We start from the raw sequence: 15,708 nt of genomic DNA, 5'->3' as shown, positions 1-15,708 counted from the left end.
AGCCACGAGGATGCCGAGGCCCACGAAGATGCCGAGTCGTGGAGATGCCGAGGCCCACGAAGATGCCGAGCCGCGGAGATGCGAGGTTCCATGAGCGTCGCCCAGCCTGTCCCCGACCCGCGGGCGGCGCTCGCCGAGCCGACCCGCAGGGTGGGGCCCTGGTGGGTGGCCGGCATCTCGCTCGCCAACCTCGCGCTCTGGATGGCCTACTTCGGGCCGCTCCAGGTGCTGCTGCCCTCGCAGGTGGCGGCGATCGACCCGGCGGGCAAGGAAGGGTCGCTGGCACTGGTGACCGGGGTGGGGGCCGCCGTCGCGATGCTGTTCAACCCCGTCGCCGGAGCGCTGTCGGACCGTACGGCGGGGCGTTTCGGGCGCAGGCATCCGTGGTCGCTGGGCGGGGCGCTGGCCGGTGCGGGGGCGCTGGTCCTGCTGGCGGGCCAGGGCTCGATCCTCGGTGTGACGGCCGGCTGGTGTCTCGCGCAGGCCGGGCTCAACGCGATGCAGGCCGCGCTCGGCGCCGGGGTGCCCGACCACGTACCGGTCGGTCAGCGAGGTGAGGTCTCCGGCTGGATCGGGATTCCCCAGTCGCTCGGGGTGGTGTTCGCCGTGGTCCTGGTCACCATGGTCGCCACCACCACCGAATCCGGATATTTCTTGATAGCGGCGCTGATCCCGCTCTGCGTGCTCCCCTTCGTCCTCACCACCCCCGACCCCCGCCTGACGGACAGGCCGCCCTTCGACCTCGGAGCCTTCCTGAAGGGGTTCTGGATCAGCCCTCGCACCCACCCCGACTTCTTCTGGGCCTGGCTGACCCGCTTCCTGATGCAGCTGGGCAACGCCGTCGCCACGCTCTACCTGCTGTACTTCCTCGCCGACGCGGTCGGCTACGAGAGGCTCTTCCCCGGTGAGAAGGCCGAGGACGGTCTGCTCGTGCTGATCCTGATCTACACCGTGGCCGTCGTGCTCACCACCGTCGTCGCGGGCGTCGTCTCCGACAGGCTCGGCCGCCGCAGGGCGCTCGTCACGATCTCCGGCCTGATCAGCGTCATCCCCGCGGTGATGCTCGCCTTCTGGCCGCACTGGCAGGTCGCGACGGTCGGCGCCGCGATCATGGGGGTCGGCTTCGGCATCTACCTCTCGGTCGACAACGCCCTCGTCACCCAGGTCCTGCCCGCCGCCGAGGGACGTGCCAAGGACCTCGGCGTCATCAACATCGCCAACTCCGGCCCCCAGGTGCTCGGCCCCGCCATCGCCGGTCCGATCGTGGCAGGTCTCGGCGGTTATCCCGTCCTCTACATGACCTCGGCGGCCCTCGTCCTCCTCGGCGCCGTCCTCGTCTGGAAGATCCGCTCGGTCCGCTGAGCGCCGGGCCCCCGTCGGCCCCCTGTCGGAAGGGCACCCACTGAGCGCTGTGCCCCCGTCGGCTCCCGTCGGCCCCGGCGGAAAGACAAGTGGAGGTATGAGGCCCCTCGTGCCGGTGTTGCGTCTTTCACTCAGCGTTGTATCCGTGTCACCCCCGACCCTTTCGGTGACCATTCGGTCGCCGAGGGTGATGCGACCCTTCGGGTATGGCAGTGGTAACCCCCCGGCCCGTTCTGGGAATCGTGCTTCTGATCTTCGTCAGCGCCGCATGGGGGTCGGCTTTCCCGCTGATGAAGGATCTCATCGTCCGCGTGCCGGTGGCGGACCTTCTCGCCGAGCGGTACGGCATCGCCACCCTCGTGCTGCTCGCGCTGCGCCCGAGAAGCCTGCGAGGGCTCTCGGAGAACACCTGGCTCACCGGCATCCTGCTCGGCCTGCTGTTCGGCGTGGCCCAGACGGCCCAGGCGGTCTCACTGCACGATCTGCCCTCGTCGGTCTCGGGGTTCACGGTCGGCTCGTACGTGGTGATCACCCCTGTTCTCGGACTGTTCCTGCTCGGAGCCAGGACGTCGGCCCGCGTCTGGGCCTCGGTGGCGCTGGCCACGGCCGCGATGACCGCGTTCGCCCTGATGAGGGAGGCGGAGGGGGACATCGCCCTGCCCGCGCTGGTCGCCACTCTGTTGGCGGCGGTCCTGTACGCGGTCCACACGCTGCTGCTCGGCAACTCCGCCGAGGCGCGGCAGAACGCCTACGCGGTCACGGTCATCCAGCTCGGCACCATCGCCGCCATGACGGGCGCCCTCGCCACGCCGGACGGTCTCACCCTGCCCTCGACGCCGGGCGACTGGGTGATCCTCGGCCACCTGTCGATCGTGGCCTGCGCCCTGGGTTTCCTGGCCCGCTCCTGGGGCCAGGTCCACGTCTCGCCGGTGTCCGCCGCGGTGATCCTGTCGACCCAGCCGCTCTGGGTGACCGCCCTCGCCGTGGCACTGCACGGGGAACCGCTCACCGTGGGCGTCTACCTCGGCGGCGGGCTGATCGTCCTCGCCATGCTCCTGGTCGTGTCGCCCGGGGGACTGTTCAACTCAGCTCGGCGGGGGAGAGGCCCAGTTCCGCCGCCGTGGCCGTCCGGATGAACTCGGTCATCCGCGCCCGCGAGAGCACCCGCCGGTGCACCGTCACCTGCGTGGAGAGGCCGTCGATGAGAGACATGACCCGCCAGGTCGTGCCCTCGGGGTCCGCACAGGTGAAGACCTCCGCCGCGACGCCGTCGTCGATGATCGCGCGGAGCGCCTCCTTCCAGCGCATGTCGATCCTGCGGGACGTCTCCTCAAGCTCGGTGTTGCGTATCGACTCGGCCCAGGCGTCGATCCACAGGGCCCACGACTTGGATTTCCCGCTGGGCGGATAGAACCTGAGCAGAGCCCGCAGCCGGTCGAGGGGAGAGCCGCCGGACTCCTCCACCTTGGTGAGCGCGTCCAGGTCGAGCTGGGCGGCGTAGGAGAAGGCCTGGGCGAAGAGCTTCTCCTTGGTCTCGAAATGGTAGAAGAGCAGCGCCTGGCTGACGCCGGCCGCCTGGGCGATGTCGGCGGTGCGCGTGTGACCGAAGCCCCGGGCCGCGATCACATCGCAGGCGGTCCGGAGCAGATCTTCGCGACGTAATCGCCCAAATCCCCTTGCCACAAGGGAACACTAGCGCGTCAGGGAGCGCCGTCCGGGCCGGGGTGCGGTCGGGCTACAGAGGTATGCACAGGACGAATCGGGCACCCCACGCGCTGTCACCTACCCGTGGGTAGGAACGCCACGGACGGTGAGGAACCGAAACTCGGAGGGGGATCCCGCCGCGCCACGTCGTCCGGGCACCGGCCGGGCTCGCTCAGGCGGGCCTGCCCAGTTCGGCGCGGAACAGGCGGTGTACGTTGCCGCCGATGATCTTCGTGATCTCCTCGTCGGCGAAGCCGTGCTTGAGCAGGGCGTCGGTGACCAGGGGCAGCCCGCTCGGCCCCGACAGCCCCGGCAGGGCCGCGAAGGGATCGACGTCGTAGTCCATCTCACAGCACGGGGGAGTCACATCCTGCAGCACCTCACGCACGAAGTCAGGTCCCAGGCCGACGTGGTCGATACCACCGACACCCGCGACGTGCGCGAGGTGGTCCACCAGCCGATCCACGGTGTACTCGGCCGGATCCTCGGACAAGAAGGCGGCCACGAAGTTCACGCACACCACCCCGCCGGTCGCGGCGACGGCCCGGATCTGCTCGTCGGTGAGGTTGCGGTGATGCTCGCGCAGCGCGCGGGCCGAGGAGTGGGTGGCCATCACCGGCCTGCTCGCCAGCTCCAGCACATGCTCCACCCCCGAGGCGCTCAGGTGCGAGATGTCGAAGATCACCCCGAGGCGTTCCATCTCCCGCAGCGCCTGGATCCCGGCGCCGGTGAGCCTGCCGCCGGTGGCGTCCTCGCCGCTGCCGTCGGCCAGCGCGGTGCGACCCCAGTGCGCGATCGAGGCGATCCGCACACCCAGCCGGTGCACGGTGGGCAACAGCTCGACCGAGGCGTCCAGACCCGGCATGCTCTCCATCGCCAGGACCAGAGCGATCTTGCCCTCGGCGAGGGCCTGGTCGATCTGCGCACCGTCCAGGCACAGCCGGACGGACTCGGCGTTGCCCTCGGCCAGCACGTGCGCACACTCGATCATGCGCAACGTCTGGCGCAACGCCCCCTCGGGACGGTACTGCTCGTCGACGAACACCGGCAGCACCTGGAGGTTCACCCCTCCCTCCCGCAACTGCGGCAGCCAACGCTCCCGGAAGAACGACGCCCAGCGGCGAGGCGGACGAGCGACGACCGCCATCAACAGATCGTTGTGGGTATCGGCGACCACGGAGTCGCGGTGGAGGTCGGCGGACACGGGCGGGCCCTTCTGCGCGGACGGCTCTGGTTCGCCACGACGCTATCGGCCCGCCGGGCCTTCGCGTACTCGCCTGCGCGGAGTGGGTGTCCCGCTGGACGAGGAGGGCGCCCGCAAGGTCTTCGCGTACTCGCGTGCGCGGAATGGGTGCTGACCGCGAGAGCGACGACGATCTGGGTGGCTTCGCGTACTCGCGTGCGCGGAGTGGGTCAGCGCGCGAACTGGAAGGCCTCGGGGCGCGGGGTCCTGGTGAGACGGCGGTAGGCGGTCGCGCTGCCCGGCCAGTTGCCGGTGACCCTGCCCGAGGCGTTCTTGTACCAGCTCGTGCAGCCCGCCTGCCAGACCATGCCCTCCATGTCCCGGTCGAGGTTCTGCCGCCAGGTGTCCATCGCCTCCGGCCTCACCTCCATCGGCCCGCGCGAGGCCAGCTGCGGCAGGCAGCCCATGACGTACCGGACCTGGCATTCGAGCATGAAGACGATCGAGGTGTGACCGAGGTTGGTGTTGGGGCCGTACAGCAGGAACAGGTTGGGGAAGTGCGGCACGGCGATGCCCAGGTACGCCTCGGCGCCGTCCTTCCACTCCTCGGCCAGTCGCCGCCCGCCGCGTCCGGTGACCTCGATCGTGCTCAGAAACTCCGAGGTCTCGAAGCCGGTCGCGTAGACGATCGCGTCGGCCTCGCGGACTCCGGCGACGGTCTCCACGCCGCCGGGGACGATCCGGGTGATCCGGTCGGTGACGACGTCCACGTCGGGGCGGGTCAGTGCGGGATAGAAGTCGCTGTCGATGACGACCCGCTTGCAGCCGAGCGGGTAGGAGGGGGTCAGCTTGGCCCGTAGCACCGGGTCGGAGACCTGCTCGTGCAGGTGCCCGAGGGCGTACTTGCGCACCAGGTCCGTGCTCCAGCCTCCGGCCAGGGCGGGGTAGAGGATGTGCTCCGCGTACCGGTAGACCCACTCACGGTAGGCGCGCTGCAGGAACGGCACGAGGCGGAAGGCTGTCCGCACGCGCGGGCTGAAGTCGATGCCCTGCTTGGGAATCACCCAGTTGGGGGTTCGCTGGAAGAGGTCCAGGTGCCCGGCCACCTCGGCCACCTTCGGGACGAGTTGCGCCGCCGACGACCCGTTCCCGATCACGGCGACTCGTTTGCCCGCAAGGTCGACGGAGTGGTCCCAGCGCGCGGAGTGGAAGGCCGCTCCACTGAATGTCGATATTCCCGGAATGTCGGGCAATTGGGGCCGGTTCAGCTGACCTATCGCCGACACCACCACGTCGAACAACTCTTCTCCGGCCGACGTACGGACCCGCCATTTGCCCAGCGACTCGTCGAAGGCGGCGGAGACGACCGCGGTGTTCAGCCGGATACGGGAACGCAGGCCGTACTTGTCGGCACACCCCTGCAGGTAATGCAGGATCTCCGGCTGCCCGGCATAGCGACGCGTCCGACTGGAGTATCTCTCGAAGGAGAAGGAGTACAGATGCGAGTGGGTGTCGCAGCCCGCCCCCGGATAGGTGTTGTCACGCCAGGTCCCCCCGACGTCGGACCCCTTCTCGAAGATCGTGTACGAACGGATGCCGGCCTTCTCCAACTGGATGGCCATGCACAGGCCGCCGAATCCAGCACCGATGATCGCGACATTAGGCCCCATGCGCACGCCCTCCGGGTGTCAGTGTTCACTGACGCTAGGCGATGCCCCCACGCCGTGGAAGCCGCCGGGGCAATCACTGGGGAAATCCCGAGCAGGCCGTTGGCAGACCGACAGGAGCTGTTGGCGAGCCTGCTGGGAGGCCGGGATGACGAGCCGTCCGGGGTTTGCCCGGTCGCCGGGGGGCCGGTCGCGCGTCGTCAACGGCGTCCGACGAACGCGCGGGCCGTCACCCGGCCGCCCGCCGAGGGACGGCCGGTCGTCAGGGAGCCTGTCCCATCGGGATCGGCCGGTCGTCCGGGAGCCTGGCGCTCCAGGATCGGCCCGACCGTTGGAGAGGGCCGATATTCTGCGCACGTGCCTACGCTTGCCGACATCGTCACAGAGCTGGAGTCCCGCTACGACCCGAGATGGGCCGAGTCGTGGGACGCGGTCGGGCTCGTCTGCGGGGATCCCGCCGCCGAGGTGCGCAAGATCCTGTTCGCGGTCGACCCGGTCGCCGTCGTCGCCGAGGAGGCCCTCGATTGGGGCGCCGACCTCGTCGTCACCCACCATCCGCTCTACCTGCGCGGTACCACGAGCGTCGCGGCGACCACCTCCAAGGGCCGCCTGATCCACACTCTGATCAAGAACGACATCGGGCTCTTCACCGCTCACACCAACGCCGACGTCGCCGACCCCGGAGTCTCCGACGCGCTCGCCCGCGCCGTCGGCCTGACCGGCCCGCTCGTCCCCCTCAGCCCCGCCGTCGACGACCCGAGGCGCGGACTGGGCCGCGTCGGCTCGCTGCCCGAGCCCGTCACCCTCGCCGAGTTCGCCGGGCAGGCCGCCCGCGGGCTCCCCGCCACGGCGGGCGGCCTGCGGGTCGCCGGAGATCCTGGCCGCGCCGTCCAGCGGATCGCGGTCAGCGGTGGATCCGGAGACTCCCTGCTCGGGACGGCGCGTGCCGCCGGGGTGGACGTCTTCCTCACCGCCGACCTGCGCCACCACCCGGCCAGCGAGTTCATGGAGAACTCCGGCGGCCCCGCGCTGATCGACGCGGCCCACTGGGCCACCGAATGGCCCTGGCTCGCCGACGCGGCACACCAGCTCGCGTCCGCGTCGGCCGCCAGGGGGATTACTGTTGAGACGCGCGTATCCGAGACGGTCACGGACGCCTGGAACACAACAGCAAAGTGCGAGGATTTAACGTGAAAGCAGCCCCTGCGGCCCAGAAGCGTCTGCTTGACCTGGCCGAACTCGACTCCGCCCTCGACCGGCTGGCCCATCGCCGCCGCACCCTTCCCGAGCTGGCCCAGATCGACGAGCTCTCCGGGCGCATCGCCCGCATCGCGACCCAGGTGATCGCCGCCGAGACCGAGTCCGGCGACCTCGCCCGCGAGCAGAGCAAGGCCGAGGCCGACGTCGACTCGGTCCGCACCCGCGCCGAGCGCGACCAGAAGCGCCTCGACTCCGGCCAGGTCACCTCGCCCAAGGACCTGTCCAGCCTCCAGTCCGAGATCGTCTCCCTGAAGCGCAGGCAGGACGATCTGGAGGAGGTCGTGCTGGAGATCATGGAGCGCCGCGAGGCGGCCGACGAGCGGGTCACCAAGCTCGTGGCCGAGCGCGACGAACTCGCCGGCACCCGCGGCTCCGCCGAGGACCGCAGGGACGCCGCCTTCGCCGAGATCGACAAGGAGAAGGACGAGGTCCAGGGCAAGCGCACCGAGGTCGCCGGCGACATCCCGGCCGACCTGCTCGCCCTCTACGAGAAGCTCAGGGAGCAGTTCGGGGTGGGCGCCGCGATGCTCCAGGGAGCCCGCTGCCTCGGCTGCCGTACGAGCCTGTCCATCGCCGAGATCAACCGCATCAAGGCCGCCTCCCACGAAGAGGTCATCCGCTGCGAGGAGTGCCGCCGGATCCTCGTCCGTACCGCCGAGTCCGGTCTGTGAGCCCTGTGACCTCGTACGTCATCGAGGCGGACGGCGGCTCGCGCGGCAACCCGGGCCCGGCCGGTTACGGTGCCGTCGTCAAGGACGCCGCCGACGGCCAGGTGCTGGTCGAGACCGCCGAGTCGATCGGCACCCAGACCAACAACGTCGCCGAGTACCGCGGGCTCATCGCGGGCCTGACCTCGCTCCTCGCCCTCGCCGGCGACGGCGCGCAGGTCGAGGTCCGGATGGACTCCAAGCTGGTCATCGAGCAGATGGCCGGCCGGTGGAAGATCAAGAACGAGGGCCTGCGTCCTCTCGCCCTGGAGGCCGCGGCCCTCGCCAGACGTCTCAGGGTGACCTGGCGCTGGATCCCCCGCGAGAAGAACAAGGACGCCGACCGCCTCGCCAACGAGGCGATGGACGCCGCGGCCAAGGGCCGCCCCTGGCGCCTCTCTGACTCCTCGGCATCCTCCGGCTCTTCCGGCGCGGGAGCGCCCGGAGGCCGGTCCGCTGTCGGTGAAGCGCCCGGCGGCAGGGGAGTCTCCGGCAGGGGAGTCTCCGGCGCGGAGGGGCCCGGAAGCCGGGCCTCCGCCCCGGAGGCATCCGGTGGCAGGATCTCCGGCACGCGGGACCGGTCGGCGCAGGCGCCGGAGACATCGGCACGGGCGGGCCGGACGGGAGAGCCTGCCGAGGGTACGGCCCAGGCGACTCCGACGATCGCTCCCCCCGGTTCGAGCACCGGCTGGCGTCCACCCACCTCCACCGCGACCTCGCTGTACCTTCTCCGGCACGGTGAGACGCCGCTCTCCATCGAACGGAGGTTCTCCGGGCTCGGAGACCCCGAACTCACGCCCAACGGTGTCGCCCAGGCCGAGGCCGCCGCGGTCAAGCTGGCCGGGAAGCCGTACGACATCCAGGTGATCGTCAGTTCGCCGCTCAAGCGCGCCCGCGCCACCGCGGAGATCGTCGCGGCGAGGACGGGACTTGAGGTCGTCGTCGAGGAGGGGCTGCGGGAGGCCGACTTCGGAGCCTGGGAAGGCTACACGTTCACCGAGATCCAGCGCCGCTGGCCCGACGAACTCGCCGCGTGGCTGGCGGACCCGTCCGCCGCGCCGCCGGGTGGGGAGAGTTTCGGGGTGGCGGCGCGGCGGGTCCAGGCGATCGGGGACCTGCTGATAGAGCGCTACGAGGGAAGGACGGTCCTCGCCGTCTCCCACGTCACGCCGATCAAGATGCTGCTGCAGTCCGCGCTGCTCGCTCCCCTCGGCGCGCTGTACCGCATGCATCTCGACCTGTCAGCTCTGTCCCTGATCGAGTATTACGCCGACGGCCCGGCGGTGGTGAAGGCGTTCAACGACACCTCGCACCTCCACTGAACCGTCGATCTCACCTCGACAGACCGTGAAGGCGATGAGACCTCCGCTTCGGCGGTCTCACGTCCACGAAAGGCCGCAGGGGCGGTGAAGCCCTGCGCCAGAAAGGCCGCGGGGATGCTGAGATCCCCGCGCGGACGGTCTCTCACGTCCATGACAGACCCCGGCCGCGGAGACGGTGAAACACCCGCCCTCCGCGGCGGCCGAAATCCTCATGGCGTGCGAAACCGGCCGCCTCGCCGGTCGTCGGTGCTCTCATCGGTTCCCCCGCTGCTCGTCCGTCCCGTCTCGCTTGATCCGTATTCCAGCGCACGCGACTTGCCGCTCGGTTGGAGTCCACTTGGGAGCCGTTAGGCTTGGATCACGGCGGACGAGCCGGCCGGGCGGCCGCGTCGGGTCTCTCGCGAGACCCGCCGAGGAAGGTCCGGGCTCCACAGAGCAGGGTGGTCGGTAACGCCGACCCGGGGTGACCCGCGGGAAAGTGCCACAGAGAACAGACCGCCTCGTCGCAGGACGGGGTAAGGGTGAAACGGTGGTGTAAGAGACCACCAGCGCCCACGGTGACGTGGGCGGCTCGGTAAACCCCACCTGGAGCAAGGTCAAGAAGGGGCGCTCTCCGGAGCGTCCCGCGCGCGACGCCTGAGGGCTGCTCGCCCGAGTCGCGCGGGTAGACCGCTTGAGGCCGACGGCAACGTCGGTCCTAGATGGATGGTCGCCCCTTCACACACGTGAAGGACAAAACCCGGCCTACAGGCCGACTCGTCCGCCTTTCCCGCCCCTGACCTGTGGCGGAACCCTCATTCAGGAAGATCGAATCCTTGAGGGGGCACATCGGGGGCACATTACGCGGGCCCGAGGGCCGAGGCGAAGGCATTGTCCAGCGCCGTCCGCGCCCGCTCAGATGCCTCCGGGACGAGATGCCCGTAGAGATCCACGGTCGTGGTGATGGACTCGTGCCCGAGTCACCGGGACCCCTCGGAGATGACGCCCTCGGCGAGCGCCGTACTGGCGAAGGTGTGCCGAAGATCGTGGAACGTCATGTCCGCCGGTACTCCCGCTGAGAAGATCGCAGGCTTCAGGACTTCGGCGTTGAAGTAGTCGCGACGGATCAGATTCCCGCGCGTCGTTCGGAAGAGCACGTCCTCGGGTTCGTGCCTGTCGATGTACTCGGCCAGAGCATGGGCGAGAACGGCCGGTATCGGAACGTCGCGGACAGAGGCTTTGGTCTTCGGCGGAGCCAGCGTCGGACGCCGATCGATCACCACGACCTGCTGGTCCACCGTCAACATGCCCTCGGCGAAGTCGATCCGGTCGACGGCCAGACCGAGAGCCTCTCCCTGTCGGAGACCGGCCGCGGCGCCCAGGAGGATCAGTGGCGCGTAGTCGGGCGGCCGCATGGCCCGGTAGAGCGCGAGCACCTCGGCGGGGGAGAGGAGTCGGATCGTGGTCTTGTCCGGCTCCGGCAAGCGGATGTCGACGCATGGTGAGCGGCGGATCATGCCGTCCCGTACAGCTCCGCGCATGATACTGGAGAAGATCACATAAATGGTCTCGACCGTACGCGGAGCAAGGCCTTTCGCGTGTAGGTCCTTCACCCACTTCTGTACCGAAGTAGGCCGTATGGAGATCAGAGGAACCAGACCGAACACCGGGTTGATGTGGTTCTTCAGGTGCCCTTCGTAGGTCATCGAGGTTCCGGGCTTGTGCAGCCGAGAGGCCAGCCACGTCCCCGCGTACACCTGGAACCTGGTCTGGCCGAGTTTGGGGTCGATCCACTCGCCACGCGGTTCGTCGGCACGACGCGTCACGTCGAAACGGTCGGCGTCGGCCTTCTTCTCGAAGTTGCGCTTGCGCTGCTCGCCCTTCTCATCCCGGTAGCGGACCTGCCAGCGCACTCCCTGTCCGTGCTTGGCAGTCGGTACACGCTTGTGCTCGGAGCACTTCGTCTCTCCGGGGTCGGGGTGGGACTTGTGCCATCGGTCGTAGACGGTCATGTCTGCTCCCGGACCCAGGCGCGTACGTCTTCGGGGAGGTAGCGCAGGTGCTTGCCGATCCGGTGGCCGGGCGGTCCGGTCCTTCTGCAGCGCCACTGATAGAGGGTCGCCACTGGTACTCCCAGGTAGGCGGCAACCTCGTCCACCGTCCAGAGACGATCAAGCGTCTTCATTGATACCCCCGGGGGCGGCCGGAGGTACTCCGGTCAGCGCGGCGGCGAGGAGCGCGTCACCGAGTGAGTAGCCCTTTCCGGCGTACTCCCATTCGGCGATGACGAGGACGGTGTCCTCGTCGAAGAGGGGCAGTCGGCCGGTGGTGATCGCCTCGTCGCGAGCGTAGGCGGTGCGGTCGGCTCGGATGTCGCCGAGGGTGGTGGAGTAGTGGCGGGAGCGGGTGGAAAAGTGGCCGCGGAACCCGAGCATGTGTGCCCATTGGATCAGCCGTAGGTCGGCCAGTTCGTCGAGGGCGCCGAGGCGTAGGCACTCGGTAATGAGGCGGCGGGGGTGTTCGCGGAGGTTGAAGGCGGTCAGGTCATCGAGAGGGTTGATGCGCTGGTCGAGGGTGCCGACGCATTCGGCGGCTTTGGTGGCGTACTTGGCGATGTAGCCGGCGACGGCCTGGTCGGAGAGTTCGCCGTTCATGGTGATCGGCCGGGTGTCGATCTGGGTGCCCCAACGCAGCACGCGGGAAGGTTCGTCGGCGACGGCAGGGACGGTCACGGACACGGCCGAGGCGGCATGCCGTACGGCGTCGGCCAGCAGGTCGGTCGTCGCCCAGGCCGGAGGTGGCGAGGTGGGTCCGTCTGGGCCGTCGAGGCGGATGACGGCGTGGAAGTGGACGACGCCGCGGCGCTGGTACTCGGCGACCTTGGCGAAGGAGATCGTGAGCTGTTGGCGTAGTTCCCGCAAGGTCAGGCCAGAGGATTTGGCGACGCGGCGGCGCAGGGCATCGGTGAAGTAGCGCCACAGTTGCGGGGCGAGGGCGTTGAACAGCACGCTTCCGGCATGGTCGTAGCAGTCCAGGCAGAGCGGTTCGCCCAGGCACGCCTCTTCGGAGCCGTGCCGGGTGGTGCAGGACATGACGTGCCCGTGCGGGCAGGTGGCCGCATCGCGCCGGGCGTGACAGGGCAGGGTCTTACCGTTCTTCTCCCGACAGGCGTGGACGGCGCCGAAGGAGGGGGCAGTGAGGGTGACGAACAGGCAGGGGTGGCCGGTGACAGTGTTGGGGACGCCCTTGCCTCCGGCCAAGCCCGCGCGGATCAGTTGGTAGGTGTCGGCCCGGTAGACCTCGGCGCAGGCCGGGCAGCGGGACGCGCGCCGGGTCTTGCAGGGGACGCGCAGGATGCCGTCGGGTTCGGTGCGGGTGCTGTAACGGTGCAGCAGTTCGCCGGTGCTCCGGTCGAGGTGGTCGACGCGGCCCCTCAGGTGGATCGGCTGGCGGCAGCCGCCCGTGGCGCGGATCTGGGCGGCCCATAGGGAGTAGTTCGGGTCATGCAGGCGGGCGATCATGCCCGTGATCGCGTGCTTGTTGGTTGTGGATGCGGGCAAGATGGAGACCTCTTTTCACTCGTTGGGTGAGAGGGGATGGCCCCCGACCTGGCAGGCGTCTTGGCGGATGTACGGCCAGGCCGGGGGCGCCGACGACTCTCAGCAGAAGCCGAGGCCGTCGCAGGATTCGCAGGTGATGCCGAGGCTGTCGAGTCCGGTGCCGCCGCAGTGGCAGCACCGCCACCGCTTGGGCGGGATCTCAGCCGCAGTCACCCGCTCGTTGGGCGGATCAGAACCCATGGGGCGGTTCACCGGTGGCACCGTCTCGGGCGGCTTCGAGGATCGCCGTTACCTCGAAGTGGATCGGTCCAAAGCAGCGGGCGACCGTGTAGAGGCCGTGCGGCAGCAGGCGCGGGTCGACCTTCGTGCCGCACAGTGCGGCGATCCGGTCGACCTCGGCGCGCAGGCCGGTGTCGGTGTTCTGCTCGGGGTAGTAGGTGATGATCGTCGGGTCGGTCGGGATGGGGATGGCGGGGTTGGTCTCCATGAAGGTGGCCAGGTCCCGCAGTCCGCAGATGAAGGCGGTACGGCGTTCGGTGTCGGTGGACATGGATGGTTGGCTCAGGCGCAAAGTGTGTGAAGCGGTCACGGATCGCGACAGAGGGCTATGTCCGGGGCTGATCGCGATCGAGTAACGGTACGCGCATGAATGCGACCGCTCGGTGATGATCGGGTTCGACCAAGAACGTGATCGTCAACAAGCGGCCGCGGAGTTCATTGTGCAGCATGCCGAACCCCTGGCAGGCGAAGCCTCCTGCAGGTCTTCTTCCCCCACCTGACCGAGCTGGTCGTGGAAGAGCTCGTCGATCGCAGCGGCTATGTGCTGATCCAGGCACGGACCGGCGGAGCGCCCGCCCTCTGTCCAGGATGCCGGGCGCCGTCGACCCGGCTGCACGGACATTACCGGCGACTGCTGCAGGACCTGCCGACCGGCGGCCGCCAGATCCTCATCAACCTGACCGTACGCCGCTTAAAGTGCGGCAACCCGACCTGCCAGATACGAACCTTCGCCGAGCCGATCAGCAGCCTGGCCAGGCGACATGCCCGCAACACCTCCCTGCTGCGGCGCATGCTGGAGCGGTTCGCCCTCGCGCTGGCCGGGCGAGCCGCCACCCGATTGCTGGGCCTGCTCGGCGTCACGGTGTCGAGGGACACACTGATCCGATTGATCCGCGCCCTGCCCGATCCCGAGATCGGCCAGGTCACCGTGCTGGGGGTCGACGACTGGGCGAAACGGCGCGGGCACTCCTACGCCACCTTGCTGGTCAACATGGAGACCGGCCGCCCTATCGACGTCCTGGACGACCGCCAGGCCGACACCTTCGCCGCCTGGCTGCGCGAGCATCCCGGCATCGAGGTGATCTGCCGGGACCGGGCCGGCGCCTACGCCGAGGGCTCCAGAACCGGGGCACCGGACGCGATCGAAGTGGCCGATCGCTGGCATCTGTGGAACAACTTATGCAAAGCAACCGAGGCCGCCGTCCGAACGCACCGCAGTGACCTGCCAGAACCCGAGCCCGAGCCGGTGCCAAGGCCCGCCGCGCCAGCGGTGATCGAGCCCAAGGCGCGGCCCGAGTCACACACGGCGGCCCGAACCCGGGAACGTCACGCCATCGTCCGTGAACTCGCCGAACGCGGCATGACGATCTCAGCGATCTCCCAGCGGCTGGGTCTGGACCGCAAAACCGTCCGCAAGTTCGTGAGCGCCGCCACCGCCGAGCACCTCATCAACGGACCGCGCTCCCGGACCCGTTCCTTCGAGGAATTCGTCCCCTATCTGCGGCAACGCGTCACCGAAGACGAGATCATCAATGCCGCTCAACTGTATGCCGAACTCCGCGAGCGCGGCTATCGCGGCAGCCGCCGCACCGTCCGCCGCTACTTAGAGCCTCTGCGAGCCGCGGTCACCACCCCCGATCTCCCACCGCCACCTCCCACGGTCCGTGAGACCACCCGCTGGATCACCAGCCACCCCGACCACCTCACCAACGATGAGAACACCCGGCTCAAAGCCGTCCTGGCTCGCAGCCCGCATCTGAGCGCCCTGGCCAGGCACGTCACCGCGTTCGCCCAGATGATGAGCGAACGTAGTGGACAGACGGATCTCAAAGCCTGGTTGGCCGCCGTTGACGCCGACGACATCCCCCAGCTGCACTCCTTTGCCCGGGGCATCGAGCGTGACCTGGACGCCGTCACCAACGGCCTGTCCCTGCCCTACTCTTCTGGCGCGGTCGAGGGCAACGTGACCAGGGTGAAGGCCCTCAAACGCAGCCGATATGGCCGCGCCAACCTCGACCTCTTACGAAAGATCATCCTCTGTAGTCACTGACGGAATCACAGTCGGTCACGACGTCACACACTTTGCGCCTGAGCCACGCACTTGGCCATTGACATACGGCGTCTCGGCCGCCACAGGAAACGGTGGGGTTACGAGTAGATCTCAACCCTCGCGTGGAAGGCGCACCTGATGGGCTGATTGATAAAGATGGCGACGGCAAGTTGATCTGGTCCGCTGAACCCCCCACCGCACAGGAGTGTCCCGTGTCTCAGCGAGAAACGCCATGGGCACCCGGACCGAACTCTCCCGGGATGGGGATGGGGATTTGCATCCTCAATCCTCAGGGGGATAGGCACATCATCCTCAACACTGAGCAGGGGGTCTGGTACCGGCTTTGGGAGGATCAGCCACCCACGGCTATGCGGCACATAGGTGAGGCGATGATGCTGCGCCCCAGCGACGTCGACCAGATCATTACCCATTCTCTCGTGTGGGTGATCCGGCATCCCGATCACCCCCGTTCCTACGACATCTGCGATGAGATTGCGAGGGCGTCCAAAACCATGATCTTGCAATTCATGCAGGAGGCCGGGCGCCTCTGACAGGCCGGATCGAGACCCGGTGAGCAGAGGACCGTCAAGCCGCGATCAGTTCCTGGACCTCGTGCTCCTGAGTGAGTGTTTGAT

14 protein-coding genes and 1 other RNA gene are annotated in these 15,708 nt (G+C 68.7%); 8 read left to right on the top strand and 7 right to left on the bottom strand.

Annotated features, from left to right (window positions below; translation table 11 throughout):
• Window positions 1-90: 90 nt before the first annotated feature.
• Together ACFY3D_RS10565 and ACFY3D_RS10560 are read left to right on the top strand one after the other, a co-directional pair.
• Window positions 91-1,362 (top strand): MFS transporter, encoded by a 1,272-nt coding sequence (locus tag ACFY3D_RS10565; protein ID WP_389977454.1) that lies wholly within the window; start codon window positions 91-93, stop codon window positions 1,360-1,362.
• 206 nt (window positions 1,363-1,568) lie between these two features.
• On the top strand, window positions 1,569-2,498 hold the full coding sequence (locus ACFY3D_RS10560; protein WP_389977452.1) for a DMT family transporter: 930 nt from the start codon (window positions 1,569-1,571) through the stop codon (window positions 2,496-2,498).
• Here the strand turns inward: ACFY3D_RS10560 and ACFY3D_RS10555 are convergent.
• The 3 genes from ACFY3D_RS10555 to ACFY3D_RS10545 all read right to left on the bottom strand — a co-directional run bounded on the left by ACFY3D_RS10555 (window position 2,443) and on the right by ACFY3D_RS10545 (window position 5,919).
• Window positions 2,443-3,045, bottom strand: a complete 603-nt coding sequence (locus ACFY3D_RS10555; protein ID WP_350949553.1) for a TetR/AcrR family transcriptional regulator — start codon at window positions 3,043-3,045, stop codon at window positions 2,443-2,445. The two genes, ACFY3D_RS10560 and ACFY3D_RS10555, sit on opposite strands and share 56 nt — an antisense overlap.
• A 193-nt stretch (window positions 3,046-3,238) precedes the next feature.
• Window positions 3,239-4,270: a dipeptidase gene (locus ACFY3D_RS10550; RefSeq protein ID WP_389977449.1), complete on the bottom strand. Its 1,032-nt coding sequence runs from the start codon at window positions 4,268-4,270 to the stop codon at window positions 3,239-3,241.
• A 209-nt stretch (window positions 4,271-4,479) separates the two neighbouring features.
• Window positions 4,480-5,919, bottom strand: a complete 1,440-nt coding sequence (locus tag ACFY3D_RS10545) for a flavin-containing monooxygenase (protein ID WP_389977446.1) — start codon at window positions 5,917-5,919, stop codon at window positions 4,480-4,482.
• 354 nt (window positions 5,920-6,273) lie between these two features.
• Here ACFY3D_RS10545 and ACFY3D_RS10540 point away from each other — a divergent pair, with 354 nt between their 5' ends.
• The 4 genes from ACFY3D_RS10540 (at window position 6,274) to rnpB (ending at window position 9,968) form a co-directional block, all read left to right on the top strand.
• Complete coding sequence (locus tag ACFY3D_RS10540) at window positions 6,274-7,110, top strand: Nif3-like dinuclear metal center hexameric protein (RefSeq protein WP_389977443.1); 837 nt, start codon at window positions 6,274-6,276, stop codon at window positions 7,108-7,110.
• Window positions 7,107-7,847, top strand: a complete 741-nt coding sequence (locus ACFY3D_RS10535) for a C4-type zinc ribbon domain-containing protein (RefSeq protein WP_350949549.1) — start codon at window positions 7,107-7,109, stop codon at window positions 7,845-7,847. Before ACFY3D_RS10540 ends, ACFY3D_RS10535 begins: the two co-directional genes overlap by 4 nt.
• Before the next feature lie 5 nt (window positions 7,848-7,852).
• Window positions 7,853-9,205 (top strand): bifunctional RNase H/acid phosphatase, encoded by a 1,353-nt coding sequence (locus ACFY3D_RS10530; protein ID WP_389977567.1) that lies wholly within the window; start codon window positions 7,853-7,855, stop codon window positions 9,203-9,205.
• A gap of 368 nt (window positions 9,206-9,573) precedes the next feature.
• Window positions 9,574-9,968, top strand: an RNA gene (rnpB, locus tag ACFY3D_RS10525) — RNase P RNA component class A.
• Between the two features lie 196 nt (window positions 9,969-10,164).
• Here rnpB and ACFY3D_RS10520 read toward each other — a convergent pair.
• The 4 genes from ACFY3D_RS10520 to ACFY3D_RS10505 form a co-directional block, all read right to left on the bottom strand.
• A complete protein-coding gene (locus tag ACFY3D_RS10520; protein ID WP_389977440.1) occupies window positions 10,165-11,196 on the bottom strand; it encodes a tyrosine-type recombinase/integrase in 1,032 nt (343 codons plus the stop codon).
• Complete coding sequence (locus ACFY3D_RS10515) at window positions 11,193-11,369, bottom strand: helix-turn-helix transcriptional regulator (RefSeq protein ID WP_389977437.1); 177 nt, start codon at window positions 11,367-11,369, stop codon at window positions 11,193-11,195. The genes ACFY3D_RS10520 and ACFY3D_RS10515 overlap by 4 nt, the downstream gene beginning before the upstream one ends.
• Complete coding sequence (locus ACFY3D_RS10510; protein ID WP_389977564.1) at window positions 11,356-12,705, bottom strand: replication initiator; 1,350 nt, start codon at window positions 12,703-12,705, stop codon at window positions 11,356-11,358. The genes ACFY3D_RS10515 and ACFY3D_RS10510 overlap by 14 nt, the downstream gene beginning before the upstream one ends.
• 268 nt (window positions 12,706-12,973) lie before the next feature.
• On the bottom strand, window positions 12,974-13,294 hold the full coding sequence (locus ACFY3D_RS10505) for a hypothetical protein (RefSeq protein WP_389977434.1): 321 nt from the start codon (window positions 13,292-13,294) through the stop codon (window positions 12,974-12,976).
• 240 nt (window positions 13,295-13,534) lie between these two features.
• Between ACFY3D_RS10505 and ACFY3D_RS10500 the strand changes: the two genes are divergently transcribed.
• Window positions 13,535-15,073 (top strand): ISL3 family transposase, encoded by a 1,539-nt coding sequence (locus tag ACFY3D_RS10500; RefSeq protein ID WP_389977431.1) that lies wholly within the window; start codon window positions 13,535-13,537, stop codon window positions 15,071-15,073.
• A 389-nt stretch (window positions 15,074-15,462) separates the two neighbouring features.
• On the top strand, window positions 15,463-15,624 hold the full coding sequence (locus ACFY3D_RS10495) for a hypothetical protein (protein WP_389977428.1): 162 nt from the start codon (window positions 15,463-15,465) through the stop codon (window positions 15,622-15,624).
• Window positions 15,625-15,708: the final 84 nt, after the last annotated feature.

It is taken from the genome of Streptosporangium sp. NPDC000509, assembly GCF_042898365.1.
Classification (GTDB): Bacteria; Actinomycetota; Actinomycetes; order Streptosporangiales; family Streptosporangiaceae; genus Streptosporangium.
Note: the sequence above shows the minus strand (reverse complement) of the source record. Positions and strands in the feature narration are given on the sequence as shown.

Excerpts from the sequence above, each read along its gene's own strand:
- ACFY3D_RS10565 (WP_389977454.1), top strand. The coding sequence starts at position 91 with ATGAGCGTCGCCCAGCCTGTCCCCGACCCGCGGGCGGCGCTCGCCGAG.
- ACFY3D_RS10560 (WP_389977452.1), top strand. The coding sequence starts at position 1,569 with ATGGCAGTGGTAACCCCCCGGCCCGTTCTGGGAATCGTGCTTCTGATC.
- ACFY3D_RS10545 (WP_389977446.1), bottom strand. The coding sequence starts at position 5,919 with ATGGGGCCTAATGTCGCGATCATCGGTGCTGGATTCGGCGGCCTGTGC.
- ACFY3D_RS10520 (WP_389977440.1), bottom strand. The coding sequence starts at position 11,196 with ATGACCGTCTACGACCGATGGCACAAGTCCCACCCCGACCCCGGAGAG.
- ACFY3D_RS10515 (WP_389977437.1), bottom strand. The coding sequence starts at position 11,369 with ATGAAGACGCTTGATCGTCTCTGGACGGTGGACGAGGTTGCCGCCTAC.
- ACFY3D_RS10510 (WP_389977564.1), bottom strand. The coding sequence starts at position 12,705 with ATGATCGCCCGCCTGCATGACCCGAACTACTCCCTATGGGCCGCCCAG.
- ACFY3D_RS10505 (WP_389977434.1), bottom strand. The coding sequence starts at position 13,294 with ATGTCCACCGACACCGAACGCCGTACCGCCTTCATCTGCGGACTGCGG.
- ACFY3D_RS10495 (WP_389977428.1), top strand. The coding sequence starts at position 15,463 with ATGATGCTGCGCCCCAGCGACGTCGACCAGATCATTACCCATTCTCTC.